We start from the raw sequence: 24,938 nt of genomic DNA, 5'->3' as shown, positions 1-24,938 counted from the left end.
GTTAATGAGACGGCCGCCGACGATATGTCACATAGGAGAAGTCGGCGCTGTCCTCGGGTCCGGCCGGATGGCGGACGCGCTCCGTCTCATACCACTGCGCCTTGTCGATGTCGAAATGCGTGTCGCCGTCCGGCCGCGCATGCACTTCAGTTATCTCGAGGCGGTCGGCGCGATCGAGCCATTGCCGGTAGATTTCGGCGCCGCCGATCACCGCGATTTCAGCGGCTGGACGCCGCAGGGCATCACCAAGCGCAACCGCGCCCGCATCTGCCGCCGATGTCGTGACGACAGCGCCGGCGGCGCGATAGGCTGCATCGCGCGTGATGACGATGTTGGTGCGGTTCGGAAGCGGCCGGCGCAGGGATTCGAAGGTCTTGCGGCCCATGATCACGGGCTTGCCGATGGTGAGCGCCTTGAAGCGCGCCATGTCGGATTTCAATCGCCACGGGATCGCCTTGCCGGCGCCGATGACGCCGTTCTCCGCAATCGCGACGACAAAGACGATCTCCATCAGGTTCCGCTCCCCGCAAGTCGCGTCAAGGCAGGACCACTGACGCGGCACAGCGTCCAGTCGTCCAGCATCACGGCGCCGAGCGATTTGTAGAATGCGATCGACGGCGCGTTCCAGTCGAGCACCGCCCATTGCAGCCGCGACCAGCCGTTGTCGACGCATTCCCTGGCCAGATAGACCAGCAGCGCCTTGCCGAGGCCCTTGCCCCGATGCGACGGCCGCACATACAAGTCTTCGAGATAGATGCCGTAGCGGCCGCTGAAGGTCGAGAAATTCGCGAACCAGACCGCGAAGCCGACGGGCTCGTCGTTCCATTCGGCCAGTGCGCAATAGAGCCGCGGATTGTCGCTAAAGAGCGCTTCCGCGATCATCTGCTCCGTCGCCTCGACCTCATGTGAGAGCTTTTCGTACTCTGCAAGCTCGCGGATGAAGGAGAGAACGAGCCCGGCTTCGCCCGGACGCGCGCGGCGGATGGTCAGCGACATCGGAGCTATACCGCGACTTCCGCCTTGATATGCGGATGCGGATCGTAGCCGACGAGCTCGAAATCCTCGTAACGGAAGGAGAAGATATCCTTCACCTCAGGATTGATCCGCATCACCGGCAGCGCACGCGGCGCGCGCGTGAGCTGAAGCCGCGCCTGTTCCAGATGGTTGGAATAGAGATGGGTGTCGCCGAGCGAGTGCACGAAGTCGCCGGGCTTCAGTCCCGTGACCTGCGCGACCATCAGGGTGAGCAGCGCGTAGGATGCGATGTTGAAGGGCACACCGAGGAACACGTCGGCCGAACGCTGATAGAGCTGGCACGACAGTTTTCCGTTGGCGACATAGAACTGGAACAGGCAGTGACACGGCGGCAGCGCCATCTTGTCGACCTCGGCCGGATTCCAGGCCGAGACGATCAACCGGCGCGAGTCCGGATTGCGCTTGATCATGTCGACGACGTCAGCGATCTGGTCGATACTGCGACCGTCCGGCGCTGGCCAGGAGCGCCATTGATGGCCATAGACCGGGCCGAGATCGCCATTGGCGTCGGCCCACTCGTCCCAGATGGTGACGCCGTTGTCGCGCAGATATTTAATGTTGGTGTCGCCCTTCAGGAACCACAGCAGCTCGTGCACGATCGCCTTCAGCGGCAGGCGCTTCGTGGTCAGCATCGGAAAGCCGGCGGACAGATTGAAGCGCATCTGATGGCCGAATACCGATAGCGTACCGGTACCGGTCCGATCCGTCTTCTCGGCGCCGTCTGAAAGAATCCGCTCGAGCAGGTCCTGATACTGGTGCATGTGCCAATGAGCCTTGGGGAAGGCGGCGAACTTAACGGCCGCCCCCTCGCTGCGACAGCGGCGATTCGCTGTTCTCGCCCGATTATACCCCGAAAAGTGAGAGTTTCCGGCGCAAACGACAAGGGGGCGGAACTCAGGTCCCGCCCCTCTCCTACCGGCTTGATCCTGCAGGGTTAACTTGCTGGCTTGAGCACCGGCGTCCACTTCGCAATCTCGCTTTTCACGAGCATGGCGAGCGCCTCCGGCGTCCGCTCCGCGAGCCCCGGGATAACGCTGCCGAGCTCGAGCAGACGCTTCTTCACGGTCTCGTCGTCGAGCGCCTTGACCGCCGCGGCGTTCAGGCTCGCCAGGATCACGGGCGAGGTTCCCTTCGGGGCGAACATCGCGTTCCAGGCCTGGGCCTGGAAGGCCGGCAGGCCCGCTTCCGCCGTCGTCGGCACGTTCGGCAGCGACGGATTGCGCTCCGGTGTTGCGATCGCATAGGCCTTGATGGTGCCGGCATTGATCTGCGGCACGGCGTTGACGATCTGGTCACACATGTAGTCGACCTGGCCCGCCACCAGAGCGTTCATCGCAGGGCCCGTGCCATTGAAGGGCACGCCGACCGGCTTGACGTCGAGGATGGAGTGCAGCAGCTCGCAGGACACGTGCGAGACCGAACCGACACCTGCATGCGCGGCGTTCACCTTCTCGGCGTTGGCCTTCACGTAAGCGACGAACTCCTTGAGGTCCTTCGGCGGGAAATCCTTGCGCGCCAGGATCAGGATCGGCGTGCCCGCGAGCAGCGCGATCGGCTCGAAGTCTTTCTCGGGATGATAGGCGAGCTTCGGATAGAGCGGCACGGAGGCCGCGTGCGTGCCCATATGCCCGGTGATCAGCGTATAGCCGTCGTTGGCCGCACGCGCGGCGCGCGCGGTCGCGGTGGTGCCGCCGGCGCCGACCACGTTCTCGATGATGATGCTCTGACCAAGCGTCTGCGCCATGTGCGAGGTGACGATGCGCGCGACGACGTCAGTCGGGCCGCCGGCCGCGAACGGCACGATCATGGTGATGCTTCGCGTCGGATAGGTCTGCGCTTCGCCTGGTGCGACAAAGCCGCACAGCGATGCGAGCACGGCTGCACATGCGCCCGTGAGCGCGCGAATGGAAGTCATCTCGATCTTCTCCGACATAAACAAAATGCCGGCCACAAGGCCGGCATTTTCATTTCACGAAGCAGTCACGCAAGTCGATTGGACTTCCGAATGCGGCGCGCCGACGCAGGACGCGACGACGCAGGCGCGACGCGATCAGTTCTCGGATTCGGTGAACACCTCGTCGCGCTTGGCCCGCAAGAAAGGCAGCACCGTAAGTATCAGAAGGAAGGCCGCGATCGCCAGCAGCACCGCCGACAGCGGACGCGTCAGGAACACGGTCCAGTCACCACGCGAGATCAGCAATGCGCGGCGCAGGTTCTCTTCCATCAGCGGTCCGAGCACCATGCCGAGCAGCAGCGGCGCCGGCTCGAAATCGTGCTTGATCAGCCAGTAGCCGACCAGACCGAACACGCCTGCGAGAATGACGTCGACCGGCGCGTTGTTTACCGAGTAGATGCCGATCGCGCAGAAGATCACGATCGAGGGGAACATCAGCCGGTACGGCACGCGCAGCAGGCGGACCCAGATGCCGACCAGCGGCAGGTTGATGATGATCAGCATCAGATTGCCGATCCACATCGAGGCGATCATGCCCCAGACCAGATCAGGCTGCTTCTGCATCACCTGCGGGCCCGGAACGATGCCGTGGATGGTCATCGCCCCCACCATCAGCGCCATCACCGCGTTCGGCGGGATGCCGAGGGTGAGCAGCGGGATGAAAGAGGTCTGCGCGGCTGCGTTGTTGGCGCTTTCCGGCGCCGCCACGCCCTCGATCGCACCGCGGCCGAACCGCGACGGGTTCCTGGCGAGCTTCTTCTCGAGCGTGTAGGCCGCGAACGACGCGATCACCGCGCCGCCGCCCGGAAGAATGCCGAGGATCGAGCCGAGCACGGTGCCGCGCAGGATCGCGGGCGTCGAGTCGATCAGGTCCTTCTTCGTCGGCATCAGGCCGGTGATCTTCTGCTGCACGAGATCGCGGTTCATCTCGGCGCCGGCGTCGAGATTGCGGATGATCTCGGCAAAGCCGAACACGCCCATCGCCACCGTCGCAAAGCCGAGACCGTCGGCGAGCTCCGGAATGTTGAAGGCCATGCGCGAGGCACCGGTCTCGATGTCGGAGCCGACCATCGACAGAAGCAGGCCGAACACGATCATCGCGATCGCCTTCAGCACCGAGCCTTTGGCGAGCACCACGGCGAAGATCAGGCCGAGCACCATCAGCGAGAAGTACTCCGCCGGACCGAACGCGAGCGCGAGCTTGGTCAGGGGCGCGCCGAGCACGGCGATGAGCACGGTCGCGACGCAGCCGGCGAAGAACGAGCCGATGGCGGCGATCGCCAGCGCCGGGCCGGCGCGGCCCTGCTTGGCCATCTGGTGACCGTCGATGGCGGTGACGACCGACGTCGCCTCACCTGGAATGTTGACCAGGATCGAGGTGGTCGAGCCGCCATACTGGGCGCCGTAATAGATGCCGGCGAGCATGATCAGCGCACCGACCGGCGGCAGGCCGAAGGTGATCGGCAGCAGCATCGCGACGGTTGCGATGGTGCCGATGCCCGGCAGCACGCCGACCAGCGTACCGACAAGCGCGCCGATCAAGCACATCAAAAGATTGATCGGAGAGAACGCGACGGCAAAACCGTGAGCGAGGTTGGCAAAGAGATCCATCACACCCTCACTGAGCCAGGAAACGCGGGAACATCGGCATCGGCAGCCCGAGCACGTAGGGGAATAGAAGCGCGCAGCCGAGTGTCAGGCAGGCGCCGACAATGACGGTTTCGATCCAGCGCGTCTCATGGGTGCCCATTGCCGCAATCAGGAAGCTCACGAAGGCCGAAACCACGACCCCAAGCGGACGGATCGCGAGGGCGAAGAAGACGATCGAGGCCATGACGAACAGCGGCCCGCGCCATGAATAATGCGCCATCGCCGGTCCACTGGACAGCAGACCCGTCAGTGCGATGCCTGCGCCAAGCGCGACGAGGAGCCCGCCGAACATCCGCGGCGCCGTGCCTGCGCCAAAGGAGAAGCCCCGCATCCCCTGCAAATCGCTTGAGGCCCACAACGCGAACAGGGCGAGCGCCATCAGGACGATCCCGCCGACATAGTCCTGTGCCGACCGGATCGTCATGAAGATCGTGAGGATCGCCACCGCAAACAGCGGGTAGGAATAGATCAGCGCCAGCAGCACGTCGGATGACGCCTTCTTGGTGTCACCGCCGATCGATCCGATCAGCGCAACGGGAGCGCCCGCGACGAGCGCGGTGGCGTGGCTGATCAGGACCGTGGCCGGACCGCGCCCGGCACCCCAGCCGAAGATCGTCCCGATGGACCAGATGAATTCGAAGATCTGCGGCGCAAGCGCCAGCAGACAGAAGCCAAGCGCCACCGATGTGTTTCTGGTGGCTGTCGCCGCCGAGTGGCCCATTGTGTCGGCCATGCATGTCTCCTCCGCGACCCGTAAGTCACGAGCACTGTTGGTCTAATCGGCTGGAAAATCGATCCCCCGCCCCGGATCACTGCCTAGCGATTTTCATCACACAATGCCAGCAAAACCCAACAGGCCGCCGGCGAGCAAAAGCCATAGTGGATTGATGCGCGTGATGGATGCGACCACCGCAACCGCCGCGGTCAGGAGCAGTGCAACAAAAGTACGATCGGTGGACTGGGCGAGGATCAGGGCGCTGGCTGCCATCAATCCAATCGACAGAGGAACCAGTGCAGTCTGAATCAGGGCGGGCCAGTGCGATTGGCTTGGCCGGCTGAGAAGCCTGCTGACATAATAGGCAAGCAACGCCGTCGGCAGGCACATCGCCAGCGTCGCCGCCAGCGCACCGGGAACGCCAGCGACAGCATAGCCGATTAACGTGACGATAAGCACGTTGGGACCTGGCGAAAGCTGCGCGATCGCATAGGCGTCCGCGAACTGCTTGTCGGTCATCCAGTGATGCACATCGACCGCGACGCGATGCATCTCGGGCACCGCGGCCGCGGCGCCGCCGACCGCGAACAGCGACATTAGACCAAAGGTGGAGATCAGCGCCCAGATCGGGTTCTCGCTGCTCATGCCGCTACCTTCCGTCGCATCAGATATGTGACGCCGATGCTGAGCGGGATCGCGACCAGCAGCACCGCCTGCAACGGCCAGCGAAGTACGCCGATGGCTGTGAACACGCCGAGCATCAGGATGAGTACGACGACGTCCATCCGCTTGAGCAGCGGCGTCATCATGCGAAACACCACCGCGATCAGCAGGCCGACCGCGGCGCAGGAGATGCCCGCAAGGATGCGGCGGAGCACCTCGACATCACCGAAATGCGCGTAGATGATTGCGAGCACGGTCATGATCAGCGTCGGTGGCAGCAACAGCCCGGTGAAGGCGGCAACACCGCCGGCGATGCCGCGCAACCGCGACCCGAACACCATCGACAGATTGACGATGTTCGGCCCGGGCAGGAAATGGCAGAGCGCAAAGGTCTCGTTGAACTCGTCCGCGCTCATCCAGCGGTGCTGATCGACGATGGCGTGCCGCGCAAACACCAGGACCCCGCCGAAACCGGCCAGCGACATCCGGGCAAACGCCAGGAACAGTGCGGCGAGACGGGGCGGAGGCGCGTGGTTGGCGGGATGATCCGGCTCTTGGGCGGCCGGTGCTGAATCCGTGGACATGTCAGGAGCTTAGAACGCGGGCCGCCGTGCGGCCAAGATCATACGAATGGCCACCCAGAGCCTATCCAAAGGGAACTCGTCATGGCCGCTCGAAACACCTGTCATTTGAAACCTTTGCCCCCTATATTAGGGCTGCCGGTTCGCCGGCTATGGAAATAAACGGTCGTCGCAATAAACCATTCGGACCCGGGGGCGGTACCCGGCGCCTCCACCAAAGCCCACCGATTTCAGGGCTTCAGCCCGCCGAATAGCGGGCTTTGGCGGGGGCGAAATAGGATCGACGAGGGCGTAAAGGGCGAACTTTTTCCCGGTATTGTTCCGCCGTTATCGGGCTATGCAATAGTTGCCAACGACAACTTTGCTCCGGTTGCTCAGGCTGCGTAACGCAGTTTGAAAGACCATTCTGAAGTCCTAACGGGTTAAGCTCCGTTAGGCGGGGTTCGGAGGCACCTGGCAACAGAAGCCTCCACTTACCTCTGATTTCCTTCCCGGCGGGGACTCCTGCTGACCCGTAAGGCGCGGTACTATTGCGGCTTGGCGAGTCGGGCCGGCAGGGCCCGTCTCCTGGAATGCAACAGGACCACCATGGCGACCGATCATATCCGATACGATGTGCTGGCCCGCGACGCGCTGCGCGGCGTGCTGCGCAAGGTGCTGACCGATGCCGCGTCCCATGGACTACCGGGCGAGCATCATTTCTTCATCACCTTCGTCTCGAAGGCCGACGGCGTGAAAATCTCGTCGCGGCTGCTGGCGCAATATCCGGAAGAGATGACGATTATCCTCCAGCACCAGTTCTGGGACCTGACCGTGCTCGAGGACCGTTTCGAAGTGGGCCTGTCCTTCGGCGGCATCCCGGAGCGGTTGATCGTGCCGTTCAGCGCCATCAAGAGCTTCCTCGACCCGTCCGTGAAATTCGGCCTCCAGTTCGACACCTCCGACGTTGCCGAGGTCGGGACCGAGAATTTGCCGGCCGCTCCCGCCCCGTCCGCCGTCGCGGTGCCCGCACCTGCCGCTGAGACGGCCGAGACCGCGGAAGAACCGACCCCGCCGAACCAGGGCGGCGCCGAAGTCGTGCGGCTCGATCGTTTCCGCAAGAAATGATCTGGGTTGGGCCCGAGAGCGTCGCGCCCGGCCAAACTCCCTATATAGAAGAGCACATGAAGAGGCCGCGCGGCGTTTCGTGCGGCAGAATGGATGTGCTCATGGCCAAAGCTGCCCGCGCGAAGACCGCCCCTCGCTCCACGACCCGCATCGAGACCGACAGTTTCGGTCCCATCGAGGTCCCCGCCGATCGCTATTGGGGGGCGCAGACCGAACGCTCGCGCCAGAATTTCCGCATCGGCATCGATCGCATGCCGATCTCGCTCGTGCATGCGCTCGGCATCGTCAAGCTTGCGGCCGCTCAGACCAACCTCGAGCTCGGCCTGCTCGACAAGCGCCGTGCCAACGCGATCATGCGCGCCGCGCACGAGGTGATCGAGGGCAAGCTCGACGACCATTTCCCGCTGGTCGTGTGGCAGACCGGCTCGGGCACGCAGAGCAACATGAACCTCAACGAGGTCATCGCCAACCGCGCCAACGAGCTGCTCGGCGGTGAGCTCGGCACCAAGAAGCCGGTGCATCCCAACGACCACGTCAACATGAGCCAGTCGTCGAACGACTCCTTCCCGACCGCGATGCACATCGCGGCCGCAAGCCGCGTCACCGCAGATCTCGTCCCCGCACTCGCTGAGCTGCACCGCGCACTGCGCAAGAAGGAGAAGGAGTTTGCGAAGATCGTGAAGATCGGCCGCACCCACACCCAGGATGCGACGCCACTGACGCTTGGCCAGGAATTTTCCGGCTATGCCGCGCAGGTCGAGAGCGGCATCGCGCGGCTCAAGGTCGCGGTGAAGGATCTCTATCCGCTGGCGCAGGGCGGCACTGCCGTCGGCACCGGACTCAATTCCAAGCCGCGCTTCGCAAAGGTGTTTGCCAAGCACGTCGCCAGAATCACGAAACTGCCCTTCACCAGCGCCGCCAACAAATTCGAGGCGCTGGCCTCCAACGACGCCTATGTGCTGGCGCACGGCGCCATCAATTCCGTCGCGACGGGCCTGTTCAAGATCGCCAACGACATCCGCCTGCTCGGATCGGGTCCGCGCTCGGGCCTCGGCGAATTGATCCTGCCGGAGAACGAGCCGGGCTCATCGATCATGCCGGGCAAGGTCAATCCGACGCAATGCGAGGCCATGACCATGGTGTGCTGCCAGGTGTTCGGCAATCACACTGCGATCACGGTCGCCGGCAGCCAGGGCCATTTCGAACTCAACGTCTACAAGCCCGTTCTCGCCTACAACATGCTGCATTCGATCCGCCTGATGGCGGATGCCGCGCGCTCTTTTACCGAGCATTGCGTCAGCGGCATCCGCGCCGACCAGAAGCACATCAAGGAGCTGATGGAGCGTTCGCTGATGCTGGTGACGGCGCTCGCGCCGAAGATCGGCTACGACAACGCCGCCAAGGTAGCCAAGACCGCGCATGCCAACGGCACCACGCTGAAGGAGGAGGCGCTGCGACTTGGCTTCGTCTCGGCCGACGAATTCGACCGCCTGGTGCAGCCGGGGAAGATGACGAGGCCCGGATGAATTCCGAATTCCGATAGTCATCCGTAATGATACGGAGCCTCAAAGCTCATAATTATAAGGCTTAAAGGACAGGATTTGATTACCGTCAATGTGGCGGGAGGGGCGCGTGCTACGCAAGGCCTCTCTGCCCTTGACGGGGCGAAATTCATCGTTTGATGGCCCGAGAGGCCGATTGACGAGGACGAGCGAATGACGATCAAGTCTTGTAGGGCGCAACGCGGCACCCTGTTTCTGGAAGTTTCATCCTGCCCGAGGAGGATCGGATGATGGAGACGCGGCATGGGGAACGTCATCAACCTGAATCGTTTCAGGAAGCGCACCGAGCGGGAAGCCTCGGCGAAGCAGGCGGACGCCAACCGAACGAAGTTCGGCCGCACGAAGGCGGAACGATCGGCGGAGGAGAAGCTGGCGGACCAGGCCAAGGCGCATCTGGACCAGCATCGGATCGATCGCGAGGAGCAGCCATGAAGTCGCCCGTCGTGAAGCGTTCGATCGTGGTCGCCGGCCACAAGACCAGCGTCAGCCTGGAAGAGGCGTTCTGGAACGGCATGAAGGAGATCTCGGGCCTGCGCAACATGACGTTGTCCGAGCTCGTCGGCGAGATCGACGGCGCCCGCCAGCAGGGCAATCTGTCCTCGGCGATCCGCCTGTTCGTGCTCGACTACTTCAAGAGCCGCGCCATGGCCGCCATCCAGCCGGAAAAGGTCCCGGCCCAGTAGCCGCCGAGGCGCACTGCCCACGCCTTCGTGATCTGCACTTTAAAATCGCTCTAAGGTGCAGTTTCAGCGAGCGTGCGCGCTTGACCTCCCTGCCCTGCGTTGAAAATACAGGGCATGACCAACACCCATGACACGCGCCGCGAGATGCCGCTGGGCCTGGCCCAGTGCGGCTATACCGGCGTCATTCAGCACCTGTCCGCCAAGGACGCGGGCTCGGCTCTCTCCGACATCGAGCTCGAGAGCCGGCTGATCGAACTCGGCTTCGTCGAGGGCGCCCGGGTCGAGATCCTGCACGAAGGGCTGGTCGGGCGCGACCCGATCGCCGTGCGTGTCGACAACATCACCATCGCGGTGCGTCGCCGCGAGGCCATGGCCATCATCGTCGCCTGAGAATCGCGGCCGGACATCTGATTCCATGGAATTACCCCTTCTGCATCTCGCCCTGGTCGGCACGCCAAACAGCGGCAAGACCTCGCTGTTCAATGCCCTGACCGGCAGCCGGCAGAAGGTCGCGAACTATCCGGGCGTCACCGTCGAGCGCAAGGAAGGTTTTTTCGTCACCCCGCAGGGACGCCAGGTCTCGGTCGTCGACCTGCCCGGCACCTATTCGCTGCGCGGCCGTAGCCCGGACGAGGAGATCACCCGCGACTTCGTGCTTGGCAAGGCTTCGGGCGAGACCGTGCCCGACCTCGTGCTGTGTGTGGCCGACTCCACCAATCTGCGCCTGACCATCCGCCTGCTGCTGGAGCTCAAGCGCACCGGACGGCCGATGATCCTCGTGCTGAACATGTTCGACATCGCGAGCCGCCGCGGCATCTCGGTCGACGTCGAACGGCTCGCCAAGGAGCTCGGCGTGCCCGTGGTCACCTCGATCGCGGTGCGCAAGGGCGGCACGGCTGACCTCCTGGCGCTGACCGACGAGATCTCGGCCAAGCTCGCCGCAGAGCCTGCGGAGAACACCTGGCGCGCGCTTAGCGTCTCCGAACTGCGCGCGACCCAGCGCGAGGCCGACCGCATCATCTCGGACTGCGTCAGCCTGCCAAGCCGGCCCGACACCTGGACCGCGCGCGTCGACGCGATCGTGCTGCATCCCGTCGGCGGCCTCATCGTGCTCGCGCTCATCCTGTTCGTGATGTTCCAGGCGGTGTTCGCCTGGGCGCAGCCGCTGATGGAGCTGCTGCAATCGGGCTTCGACGCGCTCGGCGACTTGGTCCACGCCACCCTGCCCGATGGTCTGGTGCAGAGCTTCCTTCAGAACGGCGTGATCTCGGGCGTCGGCAGCGTCATCGTGTTCCTGCCGCAGATCATCATCATCTTCCTGTTCATCCTGCTCCTGGAAGATTTCGGTTACATGGCGCGCGCGGCGTTTCTGATGGACCGCATCATGGGCGGTGCCGGCCTGCACGGCCGCGCCTTCATTCCTCTGTTGTCGAGCTTTGCCTGCGCCATCCCCGGCATCATGGCGACGCGCGTCATCGACAACAAGCGCGACCGCCTGACCACGATCCTGATCGCGCCGCTGATGACCTGCTCGGCGCGCATTCCGGTCTACACGCTGATCATCTCGGCCTTCATTCCGGCCAAGGATGTCTGGGGCTTCATCAACCTCCAAGGCCTCGTGATGTTCGGGCTTTACGCCACCGGCATCGTCAGCGCGCTTGCCGTCTCGTTCCTGATCAAGTTCTTCATGCTGCGCGACTATGCCCCGGCGCCGTTCATGCTGGAGCTGCCGGACTACAAGATGCCCAGGCTGAAATCGATCGCGATCGGCATCTTCACCCGCGCCAAGATGTTCCTGCAACGCGCCGGCACCACGATCTTCTCGATGATGGTGCTGATCTGGTTTCTGGCCTCGTTCCCGCAGCCGCCCGCGGGCGCGACCGAGCCCGCGATCGACTTCAGCCTCGCCGCGATCATCGGCAAGGCGCTGGAGCCGTTGCTCGCCCCCGTCGGCTTCAACTGGCAGATCGCGGTCGCGCTGATCCCGGGCATGGCGGCGCGCGAGGTCGCGGTCGCAGCCCTCGGCACCGTCTATGCGATCGAAGGCGGCAAGGAGGCGGCCGAGCAGATCGGCCAGGTGCTGGCGACGAAATGGTCGCTCGCCACCGCGCTGTCGATGCTCGCCTGGTACATCTTCGCCCCGCAATGCGCCTCCACGCTCGCCGTGATCCGGCGCGAGACCGGAAGCTGGGGCTGGATGGCGGCGACCTTCGCCTACATGCTGGTGCTGGCCTATGCCGCGAGCCTCCTGACCTACAACGTCGCGGTCGCGTTAGGCGCCGGCTAGCCTCTCCCGAAACCAAAACCGCGAAAACAACCCCATTCACAGTAGGCGGGGGTTGGCGAGATCGTGACCCGCGGATGCCGCGAAGCGGTTGATGCATCGGGCAAAACTCTCGCAGCCGGGATGGAGCGCAGCGAAGTCCGCGGATGCAGCCGAAAAACGATTTTCCCGGATTACGCTTCGAGCTTCGGCAGTCGCTGCTCCCCGGTGGCGGGCCAAAGATTCGGAAAATCGGTTGACCCGTCGGGCAAAACAGGAGCACCATGGCATCATGGAGCGATCAGCAGGGTTCGGCTTCGTCGCCGTCCGAGCGATCTACTCGGAAGTTCGAAGGCATTGATTTCGGTCAATGGTGGGGCTCATCGGCATGTCACGTTTTCTCGTCGTCCAGCAAAGGAAGAGAGCAGATGACCAGACACGCCAAGCTGATTGGACTGTTCGTCACCGCCGCGGTGTTCACGGCAGCACCCCTGTCGTTCCGCTATTCGCCGGCGGATGTGCTCACCGTGTCCGTTGACACCGCCGACGCCCGCGTCGGGCGCCCGCTGACGCCCGGGAGCGTTGCAGGCGTCAACCGCAGGGTCCATCGGCGCGCTTACTACGGTGCAGCAGCGGCGGGAGCTGCAGCCTATGGTGCCTATGGCTATCGCCGGGCTTGTGGATACGCCCCCTATCCACCCTGCTATTGAGGCGCGCGAGGCTCGTCGGATCGACGAGCCTCGTTGTTTATGCCCCTCGCCAGGTCGCGCTCGTCAACTCCCTGCACCAGTCCGCGGGGCGCGCGCAGGCCATTGAGCTGGATCAATGCCGGACGGATCTGCGGCGGCAGCGTCGAGGTCTAACCGCCAGGGACTGACCAATGAATGCGCTGCTCAAGGAAATCCGGCACAGTCCGCTTCTGTGGATGCTTATCTTCGTGCCGGTGGTGATCGCGCTCGCCCACATCATGCCGGACGCGCATACGCTGCTGTTCGTGCTGGCCGTGATTGCCATCGTGCCGCTCGCGAGCCTGCTCAGCCACGCAACGGAGGCCGTGGCCGAGAAGACCGGTGATGCAATCGGCGGGTTATTGAATGCCACGCTTGGCAATCTCACAGAGCTCATCATCGCCGTCACGGCGTTGCAGGCCGGTCAATACATGCTGGTCAAAGCCTCGATCGCGGGTGCGATCGTGACCAACTCGCTCTTCATGCTGGGCGCATCGCTGTTTCTGGGCGGATTGAGGCATCGCGTGCAGGAGTTCAACCGGGCGGGCGGCAGGCTCCATTCCGCACTCCTGCTGATGGCCACGATTGCCCTGTTGTCCCCGTCCGCCATGGCCGACCTCAACTTTCCCGGACACGAGGCGACGGTGCGGCGCTTGAGCGTCGCGTTGGCGGTCCTGCTGATTGCGGCTTACGGCCTCAGCCTGCTGTTCTCGCTGAAGACGCACAAAGATCTGTTTGCGAGCAGCGAGCATGGCGAGGCAGGCGGCCCGATGCTGCCGGTTGCGGTCGCCGTTCCGACCCTGGGGGTCGTCACCGTGCTGGTTGCGCTCGTGAGCGAGATCTTCGTCGAGTCGGTGCAGAAGGCCGCCGAAACGCTCGGCATGACCCCGGCATTCGTCGGATTCATCGTCGTTGCCCTGGTCGGCGCTGCGGCCGAGATGGCCGTGGCGTTTTCCGCAGCACGCCGCAACCGGCTCGATATGAGCGTGAGCATCGCGCTCGGAAGCGCAAGCCAGATCGCTTTGTTCGTCGCACCCGTTCTCGTGCTGCTGAGCTACCTCGTCGGGCCACAGCCCATGGACCTTCAATTCTGGCCGGGAGCGGTGACCATGGTCATGATTGCGGCCGTGGTGACGAGCTTCATCACCAATGGCGAACGATCGGCCTGGTTCATCGGTGCGCTCCTGCTCTGCATCTACGCGATCTTCGCGATGACGCTCTACATGGTCCCGCCCGGCTCGTACGGCCCGATCTAGCGCTGACCTTGATGCAGCGCGGCGCCCAGAGGGCCCGGAGCCCGCGAGCGCCGTTTTCTTCGCGACGGAACTCGGGGCTGCGGCGCTCAGCAGGGCAAAATCAGAACACCGGCTCGACACCGAGTCAAAGCGATCCAGCCGTTGCTGATGCCGCAAGATATCGTGTCGTGAAAGCAATCGACGAGAGGCCTCGAAACCGGCTATCGGTCTCCATGGACCAGTTCAGCACCGCGAGATTGACTGCCGAGCGACTTCGCGCAGATCACCTCGCCGACCTCATCGCGCTGCATCTCGATCCCGACGTCTCGCGCTATCTTGGCGGTGTACGCTCGGCCGAGGTGACCAAGACCTATCTCGCGACCAACATGGCCCACTGGGATCAGCACGGCTTTGGGCTGTGGGCGCTGCGAACGAAGGATGGCGCGTTCGCCGGGCGGGCGGGCATCCGGCATATCCTCGTGGACGGCGTGGACGAGATCGAGATTGCCTACACGTTCAAGCGCGAATTCTGGGGCCAGGGGCTTGCGAGCGAGATCGCGGTTGCGCTGACCGATATTGGATTGTCGCGCCTCGAGCTGTTCTCGCTGATCGGCCTGGTCTTCGTCGCACATGGCGCATCGCGCCGCGTGCTGGAGAAGGCGAACTATCTGCTCGAGAAGCATACGACGCATCACGGCGAAGACGTCGTGATCTACCGGATCAGGCGGTGATGCATGAAATGCCGGCAGCTCATAACCCCATGAGCGCGGCCACCAGCCGTTCGGGTTGAAACGGCTTTTCGAGAAGCACGCTGTTGGGCACGCCCTGTGATTTCCACAATGCCGCGCCGGCGCTGCCCGTAATGTACACGACCGGAAGGGTCGGATCCTTTTCCCGCATTCTCCGGGCGAGATCCCAGCCGTTCAGCTTGCCGCCGAGATAGACATCGGTCACCAACGCCTTGTGATGTTTTCCGCGCGCGACGAACACCGTGATCGCCTCCTCGCCGGATGCAAGGATGTCGGACGTGAAGCCAGCTTCCGCCAGCGCCATCTCGAGCACACCCTGGAGCGGATATTCGTCTTCCACGATCAGGATCGAAGGCTGTTCCGACATGTTTGCCTTTGGTTGACCGGCGATCCGACTGGATCGCGTGTTCCAGTTCCCGCAGAGTGCAGCACGCGTTTTTGGCTTTCTCACGATAGTGCGCATGAAACCTGAACACCTGTTCAAGAAAGTTTCTCGCCGGTTCCTGCAACAGGCCATAGCGGCAGCAGTTGAATCCGCGACGATGCAGAAGGAGGAGGAACAGATGAAGAAGCTGATTTACGCTCTTGCGGCGTTCGCGACGCTTGCAATCGGTGCCCCCACCATCGCCAATGCGGCTGGTTTCGGCGTCTATGTCGGCGGCGACCGCGATGATTATTATGGCCCGCGGGCTCGCATCTACGAGCATGATCGCGGTTGGCATCGTGGCTGGTACCACCACGATCGCGATTACGACCGCGGCGTCGTGATCCGTCGTCACTACTGGGACGAGGATTAATTCTCGCCAGCATGGAGGCCTCGCTTCGGCGAGGCCTTTTTGTATCTGATGCGGAACACCCTTCAGTTCCGCCGGCAGCGCGCCGGACGACATCGCCGATGCGGTCGCGTTTCTGGCGAGCGCGAAAGCGAGGTACATCACCGGCTCGACCTTGACAGTCGACGGCGGCGCCAACGCCTAGACGACAAAGACGTGACGGCTGGGCCGTGATTCGGCCCGGCCGGTCGTCCGCCGCGATTCTCGCCCGCGCAACTCGCTTCGCAAAAATCGCGCGAGCCCGGAGAAAATCCCCACTTGAATTTGAATGGCTTTCCCAGCATCGACTGTCTATGGTCGATGCATGTCGCGCCTCCTGTGTCTATTTATTGCTGCCATTCTATCGCTGCTGCCGGTCGCTGCGCCGGCGGCGGCGGCCTCTAGAAAGCCCAAGCAAGCCTGGCATGGCTACGGCTTCCTGCCGGGCTATCGCCAGCCGCTGAGCAACAGTCAGCCGCTCTACGCACAGAAGAATGGGCTGCGGCGTTACGCGCGCGAAAACCAGCGCCCTTGGTATATCGATCGCGTGCCGGTCTATTACCGCTACATCGACGGCGAATGGCACTATTTCGGCCGGCCCGGCTTCGGTGGCTCCCGCTACAATGGCGGCAGTTTCGGTCCGTGCTGGACGCGGACGCCGATCGGCGCGATCTGGAATTGCGGCTGAGCGACCGGCCGCGCTTCAATCAGGATGAGCACGCAACCGCGCTGCCGACGGCGGCGCGTTCACCCAAACCCCTACCGGAAATACCCCAGCACGAGATCGACATCGGAGCTACCCGGCACCGTGCCGTTCAGTTCGGCATCGATGACGCGGCGGCAGGCTTCGATCGCGGCGTGGTCGCCGAGATCATTGGCGGCTTCCAGCACGAGCCATGCGGCGTCGACCGTGGCCTTCTCCGGAGCCGCTCCGCCGGTCTCGGCGGCGAGGTTCTTGGTGAGGCTCTTGTTCTTGCGAACTGCGGTGCCGAATTGAGGCAACATTTTCAAATACTCCCTCGATGTCCCGCTCAGTGAACCTGGAGCTCGGCCTGACGACCCGTCGCGGGATCGGTGCCGGCGCTGTTCTTGCGCGACTGGTAGAATTTCAGAATGCTGCGTGACGTCTCGATCTTGAGCCGGCCGAAGTCACGCTCGTTGTCGTGGAGCTCGCGCGCCGTGATCAGATGATCCTTGGCGCCGAGGAACAACAGCGACATCGTTGTGTCCCAGGAGAAGTCGAGCGCCTTGCACAGCACCAGGATCATCTCGCGGTTGCGGTCCATCAGCGCGCGCTCGATCACGTCGACCGGCAGCGACGACAGCAGCGACAGGCCGATCTGCACCTCATCGAAGCGATGCTGGCGCGCATAGTTCGAGATCGAGACCTGGTTCAGGTTGCCCTGCCGGTACTGCGTCGTCACCACGCGCTTGGCGACGAAATAGCTGCGCGAGGACGGGCCGAACTTGGACTGCAAATCGCCGGTGACTTCGGTCACCGAGCTCTGGATCTGCGACATCATCTCGGGGCGCTCGGTCTCGAGCCGGCGGCGGACGTCTTCCGACGCCTTGGAGATGAGCTGCTGGAAGATGTGGCGCGGCACGTCCTTGCGCAGGCCAAGTTGTTCAGCAAGAATCGAGTCTCCCTCGGCGCGGCGGACCATGTGCAGCAGACCCGAGCCGGAGAAGCGCGCGCCCTCGTTCCTGGCGACCGAGGTGACAACCTCCTGGTTACCACGCTTGACGAGCACGTCGGTCACGGCCTCGCCGATCGCCCCGCGCTGGGAGATCGCGAGCAGGTGCGCCTGGCCCTTGGTCATGGCGCTCTCGACCAGGACCTTCTCGTCGATCCGGGTCGAGTCGCGCAGCACGGGGCCCGCGACCTCGATCTCGTCGTCCAAAGCGAGCTTCTCGATGACGTTGAGCGGAGCATGATCGCAGCCCGCCATCAATTCGGAGAGCTGCGCCCGCGCGGCGACCTCGATCTCGTCGGCAAGCCGGCCGATGACCTCGCCGAACATGCTGATCTCGTCGTCGACATAGCGACCGGTGATCAAAAGATCGGTCGCATGCCACAACGCCTTCGTCCGGCTTTCGTCGGTGCCGCGCGCGATTGCGTCGTCCAGATCCTGTAGAAGCGTTGTCGCCCCGTTCATCTCGATACCCCAGTTCTTGGTGAGCCATCCTGCCTGTGCGGGCAGGACGCCGGATTCCTCTGGGAACCACGCTAGAGATCAAACGCGAGAATCCAGTAAAATCGGCAGTTCAGTTTTGCTGAGGAAAAATCATTCAAATGCAAGCGAATGCGGTTACTGTTACGCAACGTGGAAGGTGCGCTCCCTCTCCCGCTCGCGGGAGAGGGTCGGGGAGAGGGTGTCTCCGCAGCGGGACAGCCCCCAGAGGAGAAAGCCCTCACCCGGCGCTTTGCCATAGCCGAGGCTCCGCCTCGGCGTCGCTTGAGAACGGCCGCCGAAGGCGGCCTATACCTCTCCCGCAAGCGGGAGAGGTAAGAGGAGCCCGCGGCCCAACCTCCCAAATCAACTTCGTCCCTACGGATTCGACGGCGTCAGGACCAGCGGCGGCTTCGGCCGGGGCCTTGCCGGCGGCGGGCCCGGAGCGGGCCGCACGTCGATCGGCGGCGGCAGGGGCGCGGCCTGCTGGCTCGCAAGGGGCGGGCTCGGCACGGCGGGCGCGGCAAGCGGCGCCCTCGGCGTCGGTGCGGCCTTGGGCTCAACTCTCACCTTCGGCGGCGGGCGGCGCGGATCGCGGCCGGGCATCGGCACATCGGTCAGCGCCGGCTCGGGCGCGGGCTCAGGCGAGACGAGCGTCGGCAGCGCGGCGGTCGCCGGCGGCGGTTCGCCGCGCTCGATGGCATCCAGCCGGCGCGTCTCGCGATCGATCGTGCGCACCGCAAGCCACGACGACAGCGGCGTGAGATCAACGGTGCGGCGGAGCTTGTCGGGCGGACCTGCCGCAAACAGCTGGATCTCCGGCGGCGCGCCGGAGAGGCCGGTCATGATCGGCGTCAGGCTGGCGCGGATGTCGGCCTGGTCGGCGGGAATATCGTAACCGCCGGAGACGATGGCGCGCGCATTCTTCGCCTCGAGCGGTGTTGCGCCGACGCGCAGGCGGCCATCGCGGATCGTGAACGCGATCTGTGCCGAGGCGACCGCGATGGGAGCAGCCGACAATGCGGGCTCGACGAGCTGACGTAATCGGTTGTCGTCGCTCACCTGCCCGCCGTCGCTGGCACGGATGGCGATCTCGAAGGCGCGCGGATTGAGGCCGCTGATTTCAGCCGAGTCCAGCGTCACCGTGCCGTTGCCGGCGAGTGCGCCGGTCAGCGCCGAAACGCTGCGGCCCTGGCTCGTCAGCGTCATCTGCACCGAGGCGCGCCCCTTGGGCAGGGCGAGATCGCGGTAACGCAGCGACGCCGCATCGACATTAGTGAGATCGAGATGCGCGTTCAACGCCAGACCGTTGGCGCCATTGCGCGCATCGAGGCTTGCGGTCATCTCGCCGCCACCAAGGCCGCCCTTGAGCGTATCGAGCGCGAGCGACTGGCCATCGCTCCTGATCATGCCGCTGAAGGGACGCAACTCGATTCCGCCCGGCAGATTGCCGCGCAATGCCTGGAACGCGATGCGGCCGCGCCAGCCGCTGACGAGGCCTGCGCTCAGCGGCTCGCCGGCATCACGCCCGGCGGCGCCAACGGCAAGCGCGAGCGCAGGCACCAGATCGAGCGAGTCCAAGCCGACCTCGCCGTCCACGCTCTTCTCCTGATCGAGCGTCATGGCGAGATGGCCGCGTAGATGCGAGCCCGAAGCGGTGCTGTCGAGATCGTCGAAGGTCAAGCGATTGCCGGATAGCGTGAGGCGGGAGGACAGGCTCACACTCCGCGCCGATTTGTCGGCCGGGCTGGTTCCGAACAGCGGGGCCAGATTGGCGTTGCGCACGCGCAGATTCACGCTGGCCTTCGGCTCCGGCGCCGACAATTCGACGCTGCCTTGCGCATCCGCATCCAGCCCGCCGCCGCTGGCTTTGGCGTTCAGTTGCAGCGGCCTGCGCCATGCGCCGCTCAGTCTGCCTTCGATCTGCGAGGCGCCCTCGCCTGCGGCGACCATGCGATCGAGGCCGAGCAGCGCCGTCAGCGAAGCGGCCTGCGGCGATGACAGTTTCGACTCCAGCGTGAAGTCGCTGTTGCGCAATTTTTCGATGTCGATGCCGTTGACCGCCGCCACCGGCGCCTGCGCGGCGAGCGTCGCGGTGGCCTTGAGCTGCGGCGCATCGAGGTCGAGCACGGCGCGCGCGTCGCTGCGATCGGCGTGTTCGGTGTTCTTGTCGAGGCTGAGGTCGAGCTTCAGGCGCGTCGCGCCCGGCAACGGCGCGATCGCGTCGAAACGCGCGCGCAGCGCAGGCGCAATCGGCTCCAGCAGCGCCGTGAGATCCTTCAGCGAATTGGCCGAGGATTTCAGCGCGAGCTTGCCGGTGGCCTTGGTGCGATCAAAACTGCCGCTCGCCTCCGTGGTCACGCCGCTGGCCTGGCCGAACCGCAACTGCTCCAGCGACAGCGAGGTCGGGCCGTAACCAAGTTTTACCGCGAACGGCCGCAGCTCCTGTCCCGCCGAGATTGCGCGCCCGACGTCGAGCGACAGCTTCGCTTCCTCCGGCCATTCGCCCTGCGGTCCAGCGAGCGCGCGAACGAAGCTCGCGGCGGCATCGAGATCGAGACGGTCGGCCTTGATGTCGGCATCGATCTGCGAGCCTTTGCTTGCGCCGGTCTGCACGAAGGCAATGCGGCCCTCGACCGCGCCGCCTTCGATGTCGGCTTTCAATTTGTCGATGCCGAGATGGTTGGCGGCGATCGTCACGTCGCCGGCAAGGCGCAGCGGCCGCGTGCTTCGGTGGTTGACCTCGTTGCGGCCCAGGAGCCAGGCCACCAGCGTATCGGGATCGGAGGATTCAACGCTGAGGCGGCCGCTAAAGGTGTCGGCGCCGGGCGTCGCGCCGTTGAGCGAAAGCTGCGTCATGCCGGGCGCGCGCAGCTCGAGCCGCTGGAAGGTCCAGGATCGGCCGTCGGTCTGAAGCTCGGTCGTGATGTTCTGGAGCGGACGGCCGCCCAGCATGATCTGGTCGGAATTGAACTCGATCTGCGCCGGGATCGGCGCCTGCGGGATGGCGGCGAGACCTGCACGCAGCGCCGGCAGGATGCGCAGCGGCTCGGAATCGTCCCGGCCGGCGAACTTGTCGGCATCGACCTGCCGCGCGGACAGCACCGCGCGCAGCAGCGGCGAGGCACCAAACCTGAGGTCGCCGACGCCGCCGACCTTCAGCGCGGTGCCTTCGGGACCAAAGCTCGCGTCGATCTGGTCGAAGTTGGCGCCGGCCGGATCGGCCTTGAGTTTGGCGGTGAGCTTCCAGGGCGTCGGCCCCGCCTCACCGGGCTTCTTCGTTGCCGGCACCCCCAGCGTCAGCGCGCCGTCGAATTTCGGCAGGCGGTTGTCGAAGGCGAGCACGCCTTCGAGATCGGCCAGAACGGCACGCTGTCCGGGATCGATGTTGAGGTGCAGACGCGTGGCGCTGCCATCGGGGCTCGGACCGGAGGAAATGCGGAACGGATAGCGCGTGCCTGCGGCCGTGAAATTGCCGTCGCCCCGCACCGAGCCTGCGAGCGAGCGCACGTCGCCGGAGAACACGATATCATTGAGCTCCAGCGTCGAACGGCTGGCGGCGTCGTGAAGCGCGATGCGGCCGGTGAGGTTCAGCCGCTCGATGGCGAGCGACGCCAGGTTGAAGGTGCCGCTCGCGGTGGACGGCAAATCGACCTTGCCCCTGGCGTCGAGGCCGAGATCCGCGGCCATGCCGCCGACCGACAGCTCGGTGGCGCGCCATTCGCCGCGCATCAGGGAGCTCAGGCTGAACTCGACGTCGAGCTTGTCGGCACGCAGCCGGCCGAGATCGTTGTTGCCGCCGAAGGTGACCGAGCGCAGCCGCAGCGTCGGCGCCGGCAGCAGCCGTGCATCGAGCTCGCCCGCCACGCGCACGGGCACACCGATGATCCGGCTCGCCTCCGCCTCGAACTGGGGCCGGAACTGGTTCCAGTCGATGAAGTAAGGCCCGATCAGCGCGGCTAGCAGCGCTAAAATAAAGGCAATCGCCAATCCGAGCAGCGTCGTCTGCACGGGTCTCCCCTCGGCCAAGCCGGCACCCGGGTCAAACCCAAGCCTACAACCAAGCTTCAGGCGCGCCGGAACTTCCCCTTATATAAGCGGAAGTGTGGCGAAGTCACAGCGACTGTTGCGCACGGAGGTTAACGCTGCTGCGAGACCCTCATGGTGAGGAGGCGCGCAAGCGCCGTCTCGAACCATAGAGGCCCCCGCCCGTGGCCATCCTTCGAGACGCCCGCCTTGGGCGGGCTCCTCAGGATGAGGACCGCCGACCGCTATCACCAGCTCGCCGGCAGATGCTTCAGGCCACGCAGCACGAAGGTCGGGCGCCAAGCCGGGTTTTCGACGGCATCGATGCGCAGATCGGGCAACCGCCGCAGCAGCGTCGCGATGGCGATCTCGGCCTCGATGCGCGCCAATTGGGCGCCCAGGCAGAAATGGATGCCGCCTCCGAACGACAGCGGCCGGACATTGGGCCGGCTGATGTCCAGCCGATCAGGATGATCGGGATAGACCGCCGGATCGTGATTGGCCGAGCCGAGCAGGCAGAGCACGGACTCGCCCTTGGGGATTCGCTTGCCGCCGAGATCGTCGATCTCCTCCAGCGTGACGCGGCCGGTCATCTGCACCGACGAATCGTAGCGCAAGAACTCCTCGATCGCGTTGGTGATCAGGTCGGGCCGTGCCTTCAGCAGGGCGAGCTGATCCGGATTGCGGTGGAGCGCCAACAGGCCGTTGCCGATCAGGTTGACGGTGGTCTCGTGGCCGGCGCCGAACAGCAGGATGATATTGGCCGTCAGCTCCTCATTGGTGAGCTTGTTGCCGTCTTCCTCGGCCTGCACCAGCTGGGTGATGAGGTCGTCTCCGGGATTGCGACGTCGCAGCTCGAACAGCGGCTGGAAGTACATCTGCGCCATCGCGTTGGCGGCATTGCCCCTCGCGATCTCCTCGGGCGTCATCGGCACCGGATCGAGCAGCCGCCCGCCATCGCGCGAGCTCTTGTAGAAGACCTCGCGATGATCCTCGGGGATGCCGAGCATGTCGCAGATGATGGTCACAGGCAGGCGGAAGGCAAAGTCCTCGATCAGGTCCATGTGGCCGCGGTCCTTCACGGCATCAATGGTCTGGTCGACGATCTCCTGGATGCGCGGCCGCATGTCTTCGACGCGGCGTGCGGTGAAGGCCTTCACGACGAGGCCGCGCAGGCGGGTGTGATCGGGCGGATCGGCCTGCAGCATCCAGTTGCCCATGCTGCGAAACACCGGCTCCTTCATGATGTCGGGGCCATAGCGGCGCGTCGTGCGCTCGACGAAATCCTTGCCGAAGCGCTTGTCGCGCATCACGAGGCTGACATCGGCGTGACGGCTGGCGACGAACTGGCCGAACGGGGTCACGTGGATCGGATCGATCGTGCGCAGCCGGTCGTAATGCGGATAGGGATTGCGGATGAAGTCCGGCGCCAGCGGATTGAACAGCGGATCGCCTGCGCCTTGCACTTGCTCGTTCATGGTGGACCTCACATCGGTTGCCGCATGACACGATACGCGAGGCAGCCCCGGAGCCTGGCGCAACCATCCCTGTAAATTATCAACTCGATACATTGTTGTATCGAGTTGCATTCTGCCCTAAACTGGCCGGATGTCAAGGGTGAGAACCAGGCCGACCAGGGACGACACGCGCGACAAGCTGTTCGAGGCGGCCGCGCGCGTGTTCGAGCAGGACGGAATCGGTGGCGCCAGCATCGAGGCGATCGCGGCGGAAGCCGGCTTCACGCGCGGTGCGTTCTATTCGAACTTTGGGAGCAAGGACGAATTGATCTTCGCCATGCTCGAGGATCACGTCGAGCAATCGATCCGGCGCAACATGGAGATTCTCGCGCAGCACAAGAACCTCGACGATTTCATCGCCGCGCTGAAGACAATGGATCGCAGCCGACAGGATCCGCTCGGCCGCTCGCCGCTGCTGCATATCGAGATGATCCTGTTCGTCGCGCGCGCCGAGAAGCGCCGGCCCGAGCTCGCCAAACGTCTGCGCGCGCGGCGCAAGCTGATCGCCGACATCGTCGAGGCGACATTGAAAAGCAACGCCAGGGGCGAGACGCTGAATCCGCCCTGGATGGCCTCCGTCGTGCTCGCGCTGGAAGACGGCTTTCGCCTGCACCGGCTGATCGACCCGGAGACGACACCGGCCGACAGTTTTTGGCGCGCGATCACGGATTTGCGGCGCAGGACGGGATTGGCGTCGGAAAGCTGCTCATAAATAAAAAGGGAGGCCGCCTTGCGAGCGACCTCTCTCTTATGCGTTGGCGACGGATCGCTTGCTGCGATCAGCCTTTTTGAACGGCGGCCGCGGCCTTGCGGATCACGTCGATCACGATGTCGGGCTGGGACAGCATCGGCACGTGGCTGCTCGCCACCTCGGTGACAACAGCGCCCATCCGCTTCGAGACCCAGCGTTGCAGGTCGGGATGTACGGTGTGGTCTTGCGTGGCCAAAATGTACCAGCTCGGCTTCGACCTCCACGCGACCTTGTCCGCGCTGAGCTTCTGCTGCTCGAACAGATTGGCGACGGGCGCATAATGGGTGGCCCAGACCAGCTTCTGGTCTGCCGCGGAGAGGTCGCCCGCGAAGAACTCGGTGCCGTTCGGTAGCATCCAGGCACGCCCGTCGGCGACCTCGACGCGCGAGAAAATATCCGACGGATATTTGTTGAGCTGGTCCTGCACGGTCTCGCCGGCATCCGGAGCGACCGCTGCGATATAGACCAGGCCTACCACGCGCTCATCGGTGCCTGCGCCGGTGATGATGGCCCCACCATAGGAATGACCGACGAGGAGGACCGGACTGCCGACACGATTGAGCGTGCGCTTCACCGTCGCCAGGTCTTCTTCGTAGGAGTCCAGGCCATATTGAACGGCGATTACCTCGTGCCCGTCGGCCTGCAATGCCGGAATCACCTTGCTGAAGCATGAGCCGTCGGCCCAGATGCCGTGACAGAAAACGATCGTTGGTTTGGCTTTCGCGGGCATTTGCGC

General features: G+C 64.4%; 26 protein-coding genes, 1 other RNA gene and 1 pseudogene. 14 read left to right on the top strand and 14 right to left on the bottom strand.

Translation table 11 applies throughout. The features are described from left to right. Window position 1 precedes the first annotated feature (1 nt). The 8 genes from YUA_RS0104345 to YUA_RS0104310 form a co-directional block, all read right to left on the bottom strand. Window positions 2-511, bottom strand: coding sequence for a dihydrofolate reductase (locus tag YUA_RS0104345; RefSeq protein WP_027529572.1), 510 nt, complete (start codon window positions 509-511; stop codon window positions 2-4). Next, on the bottom strand, window positions 511-996 hold the full coding sequence (locus YUA_RS0104340; protein WP_027529571.1) for a GNAT family N-acetyltransferase: 486 nt from the start codon (window positions 994-996) through the stop codon (window positions 511-513). Before YUA_RS0104340 ends, YUA_RS0104345 begins: the two co-directional genes overlap by 1 nt. Window positions 997-1,001: 5 nt before the next feature. Next, the gene (locus YUA_RS0104335) at window positions 1,002-1,796 is read right to left on the bottom strand and encodes a thymidylate synthase (RefSeq protein WP_027529570.1); all 795 of its coding nucleotides are present in this window, start codon (window positions 1,794-1,796) and stop codon (window positions 1,002-1,004) included. A gap of 173 nt (window positions 1,797-1,969) precedes the next feature. Then, window positions 1,970-2,950 carry a tripartite tricarboxylate transporter substrate binding protein BugD gene (locus tag YUA_RS0104330; RefSeq protein WP_027529569.1) on the bottom strand — a complete coding sequence of 327 codons (981 nt, stop codon included), beginning with the start codon at window positions 2,948-2,950 and terminating at the stop codon, window positions 1,970-1,972. Window positions 2,951-3,085: 135 nt separating this feature from the next. Then, the gene (locus tag YUA_RS0104325; RefSeq protein ID WP_027529568.1) at window positions 3,086-4,600 is read right to left on the bottom strand and encodes a tripartite tricarboxylate transporter permease; all 1,515 of its coding nucleotides are present in this window, start codon (window positions 4,598-4,600) and stop codon (window positions 3,086-3,088) included. A gap of 7 nt (window positions 4,601-4,607) precedes the next feature. Further along, complete coding sequence (locus tag YUA_RS0104320) at window positions 4,608-5,372, bottom strand: tripartite tricarboxylate transporter TctB family protein (protein WP_027529567.1); 765 nt, start codon at window positions 5,370-5,372, stop codon at window positions 4,608-4,610. A 96-nt stretch (window positions 5,373-5,468) separates the two neighbouring features. Continuing rightward, entirely contained in the window at window positions 5,469-5,999 is a 531-nt protein-coding gene (locus YUA_RS0104315; protein WP_027529566.1) for a chromate transporter, read from the bottom strand. Then, on the bottom strand, window positions 5,996-6,601 hold the full coding sequence (locus tag YUA_RS0104310) for a chromate transporter (protein ID WP_027529565.1): 606 nt from the start codon (window positions 6,599-6,601) through the stop codon (window positions 5,996-5,998). The genes YUA_RS0104315 and YUA_RS0104310 overlap by 4 nt, the downstream gene beginning before the upstream one ends. 95 nt (window positions 6,602-6,696) lie before the next feature. Between YUA_RS0104310 and ssrA the strand changes: the two genes are divergently transcribed. From ssrA to YUA_RS0104265, 10 genes are all read left to right on the top strand, one after another. Then, window positions 6,697-7,072: a transfer-messenger RNA gene (ssrA, locus tag YUA_RS47410) on the top strand. A gap of 114 nt (window positions 7,073-7,186) precedes the next feature. Continuing rightward, a complete protein-coding gene (locus YUA_RS0104305; protein ID WP_027529564.1) occupies window positions 7,187-7,705 on the top strand; it encodes an SspB family protein in 519 nt (172 codons plus the stop codon). Window positions 7,706-7,794: 89 nt separating this feature from the next. Beyond that, window positions 7,795-9,231, top strand: coding sequence for a class II fumarate hydratase (gene fumC / locus YUA_RS0104300; RefSeq protein ID WP_027529563.1), 1,437 nt, complete (start codon window positions 7,795-7,797; stop codon window positions 9,229-9,231). A gap of 279 nt (window positions 9,232-9,510) precedes the next feature. Beyond that, window positions 9,511-9,699 (top strand): DUF4169 family protein, encoded by a 189-nt coding sequence (locus tag YUA_RS0104295; RefSeq protein ID WP_027529562.1) that lies wholly within the window; start codon window positions 9,511-9,513, stop codon window positions 9,697-9,699. Then, entirely contained in the window at window positions 9,696-9,950 is a 255-nt protein-coding gene (locus tag YUA_RS0104290) for a ribbon-helix-helix domain-containing protein (protein ID WP_027529561.1), read from the top strand. The genes YUA_RS0104295 and YUA_RS0104290 overlap by 4 nt, the downstream gene beginning before the upstream one ends. Before the next feature lie 114 nt (window positions 9,951-10,064). Further along, on the top strand, window positions 10,065-10,340 hold the full coding sequence (locus YUA_RS0104285) for a FeoA family protein (protein WP_027529560.1): 276 nt from the start codon (window positions 10,065-10,067) through the stop codon (window positions 10,338-10,340). Between the two features lie 25 nt (window positions 10,341-10,365). After that, entirely contained in the window at window positions 10,366-12,237 is a 1,872-nt protein-coding gene (locus YUA_RS0104280) for a ferrous iron transporter B (protein ID WP_027529559.1), read from the top strand. Between the two features lie 404 nt (window positions 12,238-12,641). Beyond that, the gene (locus tag YUA_RS0104275; RefSeq protein WP_027529558.1) at window positions 12,642-12,923 is read left to right on the top strand and encodes a hypothetical protein; all 282 of its coding nucleotides are present in this window, start codon (window positions 12,642-12,644) and stop codon (window positions 12,921-12,923) included. 170 nt (window positions 12,924-13,093) lie between these two features. Next, window positions 13,094-14,197: a calcium/proton exchanger gene (cax, locus tag YUA_RS0104270; protein WP_027529557.1), complete on the top strand. Its 1,104-nt coding sequence runs from the start codon at window positions 13,094-13,096 to the stop codon at window positions 14,195-14,197. Between the two features lie 212 nt (window positions 14,198-14,409). Continuing rightward, window positions 14,410-14,907, top strand: a complete 498-nt coding sequence (locus YUA_RS0104265) for a GNAT family N-acetyltransferase (RefSeq protein ID WP_027529556.1) — start codon at window positions 14,410-14,412, stop codon at window positions 14,905-14,907. Window positions 14,908-14,926: 19 nt separating this feature from the next. Here the strand turns inward: YUA_RS0104265 and YUA_RS0104260 are convergent, their stop codons facing one another. Then, window positions 14,927-15,388 (bottom strand): response regulator, encoded by a 462-nt coding sequence (locus YUA_RS0104260; RefSeq protein ID WP_371259867.1) that lies wholly within the window; start codon window positions 15,386-15,388, stop codon window positions 14,927-14,929. Here YUA_RS0104260 and YUA_RS0104255 point away from each other — a divergent pair. The 3 genes and pseudogenes from YUA_RS0104255 to YUA_RS0104250 all read left to right on the top strand — a co-directional run bounded on the left by YUA_RS0104255 (window position 15,387) and on the right by YUA_RS0104250 (window position 16,425). Beyond that, a complete protein-coding gene (locus tag YUA_RS0104255) occupies window positions 15,387-15,722 on the top strand; it encodes a hypothetical protein (protein ID WP_371259866.1) in 336 nt (111 codons plus the stop codon). The two genes, YUA_RS0104260 and YUA_RS0104255, sit on opposite strands and share 2 nt — an antisense overlap. Window positions 15,723-15,804: 82 nt before the next feature. Next, window positions 15,805-15,903 (top strand): annotated as a pseudogene (locus YUA_RS47775) (SDR family oxidoreductase); the annotation flags it as partial. A gap of 159 nt (window positions 15,904-16,062) precedes the next feature. Next, window positions 16,063-16,425 (top strand): hypothetical protein, encoded by a 363-nt coding sequence (locus YUA_RS0104250; protein WP_027529553.1) that lies wholly within the window; start codon window positions 16,063-16,065, stop codon window positions 16,423-16,425. A gap of 71 nt (window positions 16,426-16,496) precedes the next feature. On the opposite strand, the gene YUA_RS0104245 is transcribed toward YUA_RS0104250, so the two are convergent. The 4 genes from YUA_RS0104245 to YUA_RS0104230 all read right to left on the bottom strand — a co-directional run bounded on the left by YUA_RS0104245 (window position 16,497) and on the right by YUA_RS0104230 (window position 23,412). Further along, on the bottom strand, window positions 16,497-16,742 hold the full coding sequence (locus YUA_RS0104245) for a hypothetical protein (RefSeq protein WP_027529552.1): 246 nt from the start codon (window positions 16,740-16,742) through the stop codon (window positions 16,497-16,499). Between the two features lie 26 nt (window positions 16,743-16,768). After that, on the bottom strand, window positions 16,769-17,893 hold the full coding sequence (locus tag YUA_RS0104240; RefSeq protein WP_027529551.1) for a DUF2336 domain-containing protein: 1,125 nt from the start codon (window positions 17,891-17,893) through the stop codon (window positions 16,769-16,771). Between the two features lie 393 nt (window positions 17,894-18,286). Beyond that, complete coding sequence (locus YUA_RS0104235) at window positions 18,287-21,919, bottom strand: AsmA-like C-terminal region-containing protein (protein WP_027529550.1); 3,633 nt, start codon at window positions 21,917-21,919, stop codon at window positions 18,287-18,289. A 263-nt stretch (window positions 21,920-22,182) separates the two neighbouring features. Continuing rightward, window positions 22,183-23,412 carry a cytochrome P450 gene (locus YUA_RS0104230; RefSeq protein ID WP_027529549.1) on the bottom strand — a complete coding sequence of 410 codons (1,230 nt, stop codon included), beginning with the start codon at window positions 23,410-23,412 and terminating at the stop codon, window positions 22,183-22,185. Window positions 23,413-23,542: 130 nt separating this feature from the next. Here YUA_RS0104230 and YUA_RS0104225 point away from each other — a divergent pair, with 130 nt between their 5' ends. Next, window positions 23,543-24,163, top strand: a complete 621-nt coding sequence (locus tag YUA_RS0104225) for a TetR/AcrR family transcriptional regulator (protein ID WP_027529548.1) — start codon at window positions 23,543-23,545, stop codon at window positions 24,161-24,163. A 67-nt stretch (window positions 24,164-24,230) separates the two neighbouring features. Here the strand turns inward: YUA_RS0104225 and YUA_RS0104220 are convergent, their stop codons facing one another. After that, window positions 24,231-24,932: an alpha/beta fold hydrolase gene (locus tag YUA_RS0104220; protein ID WP_027529547.1), complete on the bottom strand. Its 702-nt coding sequence runs from the start codon at window positions 24,930-24,932 to the stop codon at window positions 24,231-24,233. Window positions 24,933-24,938: the final 6 nt, after the last annotated feature.

Origin of the sequence: Bradyrhizobium sp. WSM3983, assembly GCF_000473045.1 — a bacterium.
Classification (GTDB): domain Bacteria; phylum Pseudomonadota; class Alphaproteobacteria; order Rhizobiales; family Xanthobacteraceae; genus Bradyrhizobium.
This window is presented reverse-complemented; position numbering and strand designations above follow the sequence as displayed.

What these genes read in the sequence shown, in the direction of transcription:
- YUA_RS0104345 (WP_027529572.1), bottom strand. Translation starts at nt 511, where the DNA reads ATGGAGATCGTCTTTGTCGTCGCGATTGCGGAGAACGGCGTCATCGGC.
- YUA_RS0104340 (WP_027529571.1), bottom strand. Translation starts at nt 996, where the DNA reads ATGTCGCTGACCATCCGCCGCGCGCGTCCGGGCGAAGCCGGGCTCGTT.
- YUA_RS0104335 (WP_027529570.1), bottom strand. Translation starts at nt 1,796, where the DNA reads ATGCACCAGTATCAGGACCTGCTCGAGCGGATTCTTTCAGACGGCGCC.
- YUA_RS0104330 (WP_027529569.1), bottom strand. Translation starts at nt 2,950, where the DNA reads ATGACTTCCATTCGCGCGCTCACGGGCGCATGTGCAGCCGTGCTCGCA.
- YUA_RS0104325 (WP_027529568.1), bottom strand. Translation starts at nt 4,600, where the DNA reads ATGGATCTCTTTGCCAACCTCGCTCACGGTTTTGCCGTCGCGTTCTCT.
- YUA_RS0104320 (WP_027529567.1), bottom strand. Translation starts at nt 5,372, where the DNA reads ATGGCCGACACAATGGGCCACTCGGCGGCGACAGCCACCAGAAACACA.
- YUA_RS0104315 (WP_027529566.1), bottom strand. Translation starts at nt 5,999, where the DNA reads ATGAGCAGCGAGAACCCGATCTGGGCGCTGATCTCCACCTTTGGTCTA.
- YUA_RS0104310 (WP_027529565.1), bottom strand. Translation starts at nt 6,601, where the DNA reads ATGTCCACGGATTCAGCACCGGCCGCCCAAGAGCCGGATCATCCCGCC.
- YUA_RS0104305 (WP_027529564.1), top strand. Translation starts at nt 7,187, where the DNA reads ATGGCGACCGATCATATCCGATACGATGTGCTGGCCCGCGACGCGCTG.
- fumC (WP_027529563.1), top strand. Translation starts at nt 7,795, where the DNA reads ATGGATGTGCTCATGGCCAAAGCTGCCCGCGCGAAGACCGCCCCTCGC.
- YUA_RS0104295 (WP_027529562.1), top strand. Translation starts at nt 9,511, where the DNA reads ATGGGGAACGTCATCAACCTGAATCGTTTCAGGAAGCGCACCGAGCGG.
- YUA_RS0104290 (WP_027529561.1), top strand. Translation starts at nt 9,696, where the DNA reads ATGAAGTCGCCCGTCGTGAAGCGTTCGATCGTGGTCGCCGGCCACAAG.
- YUA_RS0104285 (WP_027529560.1), top strand. Translation starts at nt 10,065, where the DNA reads ATGACCAACACCCATGACACGCGCCGCGAGATGCCGCTGGGCCTGGCC.
- YUA_RS0104280 (WP_027529559.1), top strand. Translation starts at nt 10,366, where the DNA reads ATGGAATTACCCCTTCTGCATCTCGCCCTGGTCGGCACGCCAAACAGC.
- YUA_RS0104275 (WP_027529558.1), top strand. Translation starts at nt 12,642, where the DNA reads ATGACCAGACACGCCAAGCTGATTGGACTGTTCGTCACCGCCGCGGTG.
- cax (WP_027529557.1), top strand. Translation starts at nt 13,094, where the DNA reads ATGAATGCGCTGCTCAAGGAAATCCGGCACAGTCCGCTTCTGTGGATG.
- YUA_RS0104265 (WP_027529556.1), top strand. Translation starts at nt 14,410, where the DNA reads ATGGACCAGTTCAGCACCGCGAGATTGACTGCCGAGCGACTTCGCGCA.
- YUA_RS0104255 (WP_371259866.1), top strand. Translation starts at nt 15,387, where the DNA reads ATGAAACCTGAACACCTGTTCAAGAAAGTTTCTCGCCGGTTCCTGCAA.
- YUA_RS0104260 (WP_371259867.1), bottom strand. Translation starts at nt 15,388, where the DNA reads ATGCGCACTATCGTGAGAAAGCCAAAAACGCGTGCTGCACTCTGCGGG.
- YUA_RS0104250 (WP_027529553.1), top strand. Translation starts at nt 16,063, where the DNA reads ATGTCGCGCCTCCTGTGTCTATTTATTGCTGCCATTCTATCGCTGCTG.
- YUA_RS0104245 (WP_027529552.1), bottom strand. Translation starts at nt 16,742, where the DNA reads ATGTTGCCTCAATTCGGCACCGCAGTTCGCAAGAACAAGAGCCTCACC.
- YUA_RS0104240 (WP_027529551.1), bottom strand. Translation starts at nt 17,893, where the DNA reads ATGAACGGGGCGACAACGCTTCTACAGGATCTGGACGACGCAATCGCG.
- YUA_RS0104230 (WP_027529549.1), bottom strand. Translation starts at nt 23,412, where the DNA reads ATGAACGAGCAAGTGCAAGGCGCAGGCGATCCGCTGTTCAATCCGCTG.
- YUA_RS0104225 (WP_027529548.1), top strand. Translation starts at nt 23,543, where the DNA reads ATGTCAAGGGTGAGAACCAGGCCGACCAGGGACGACACGCGCGACAAG.
- YUA_RS0104220 (WP_027529547.1), bottom strand. Translation starts at nt 24,932, where the DNA reads ATGCCCGCGAAAGCCAAACCAACGATCGTTTTCTGTCACGGCATCTGG.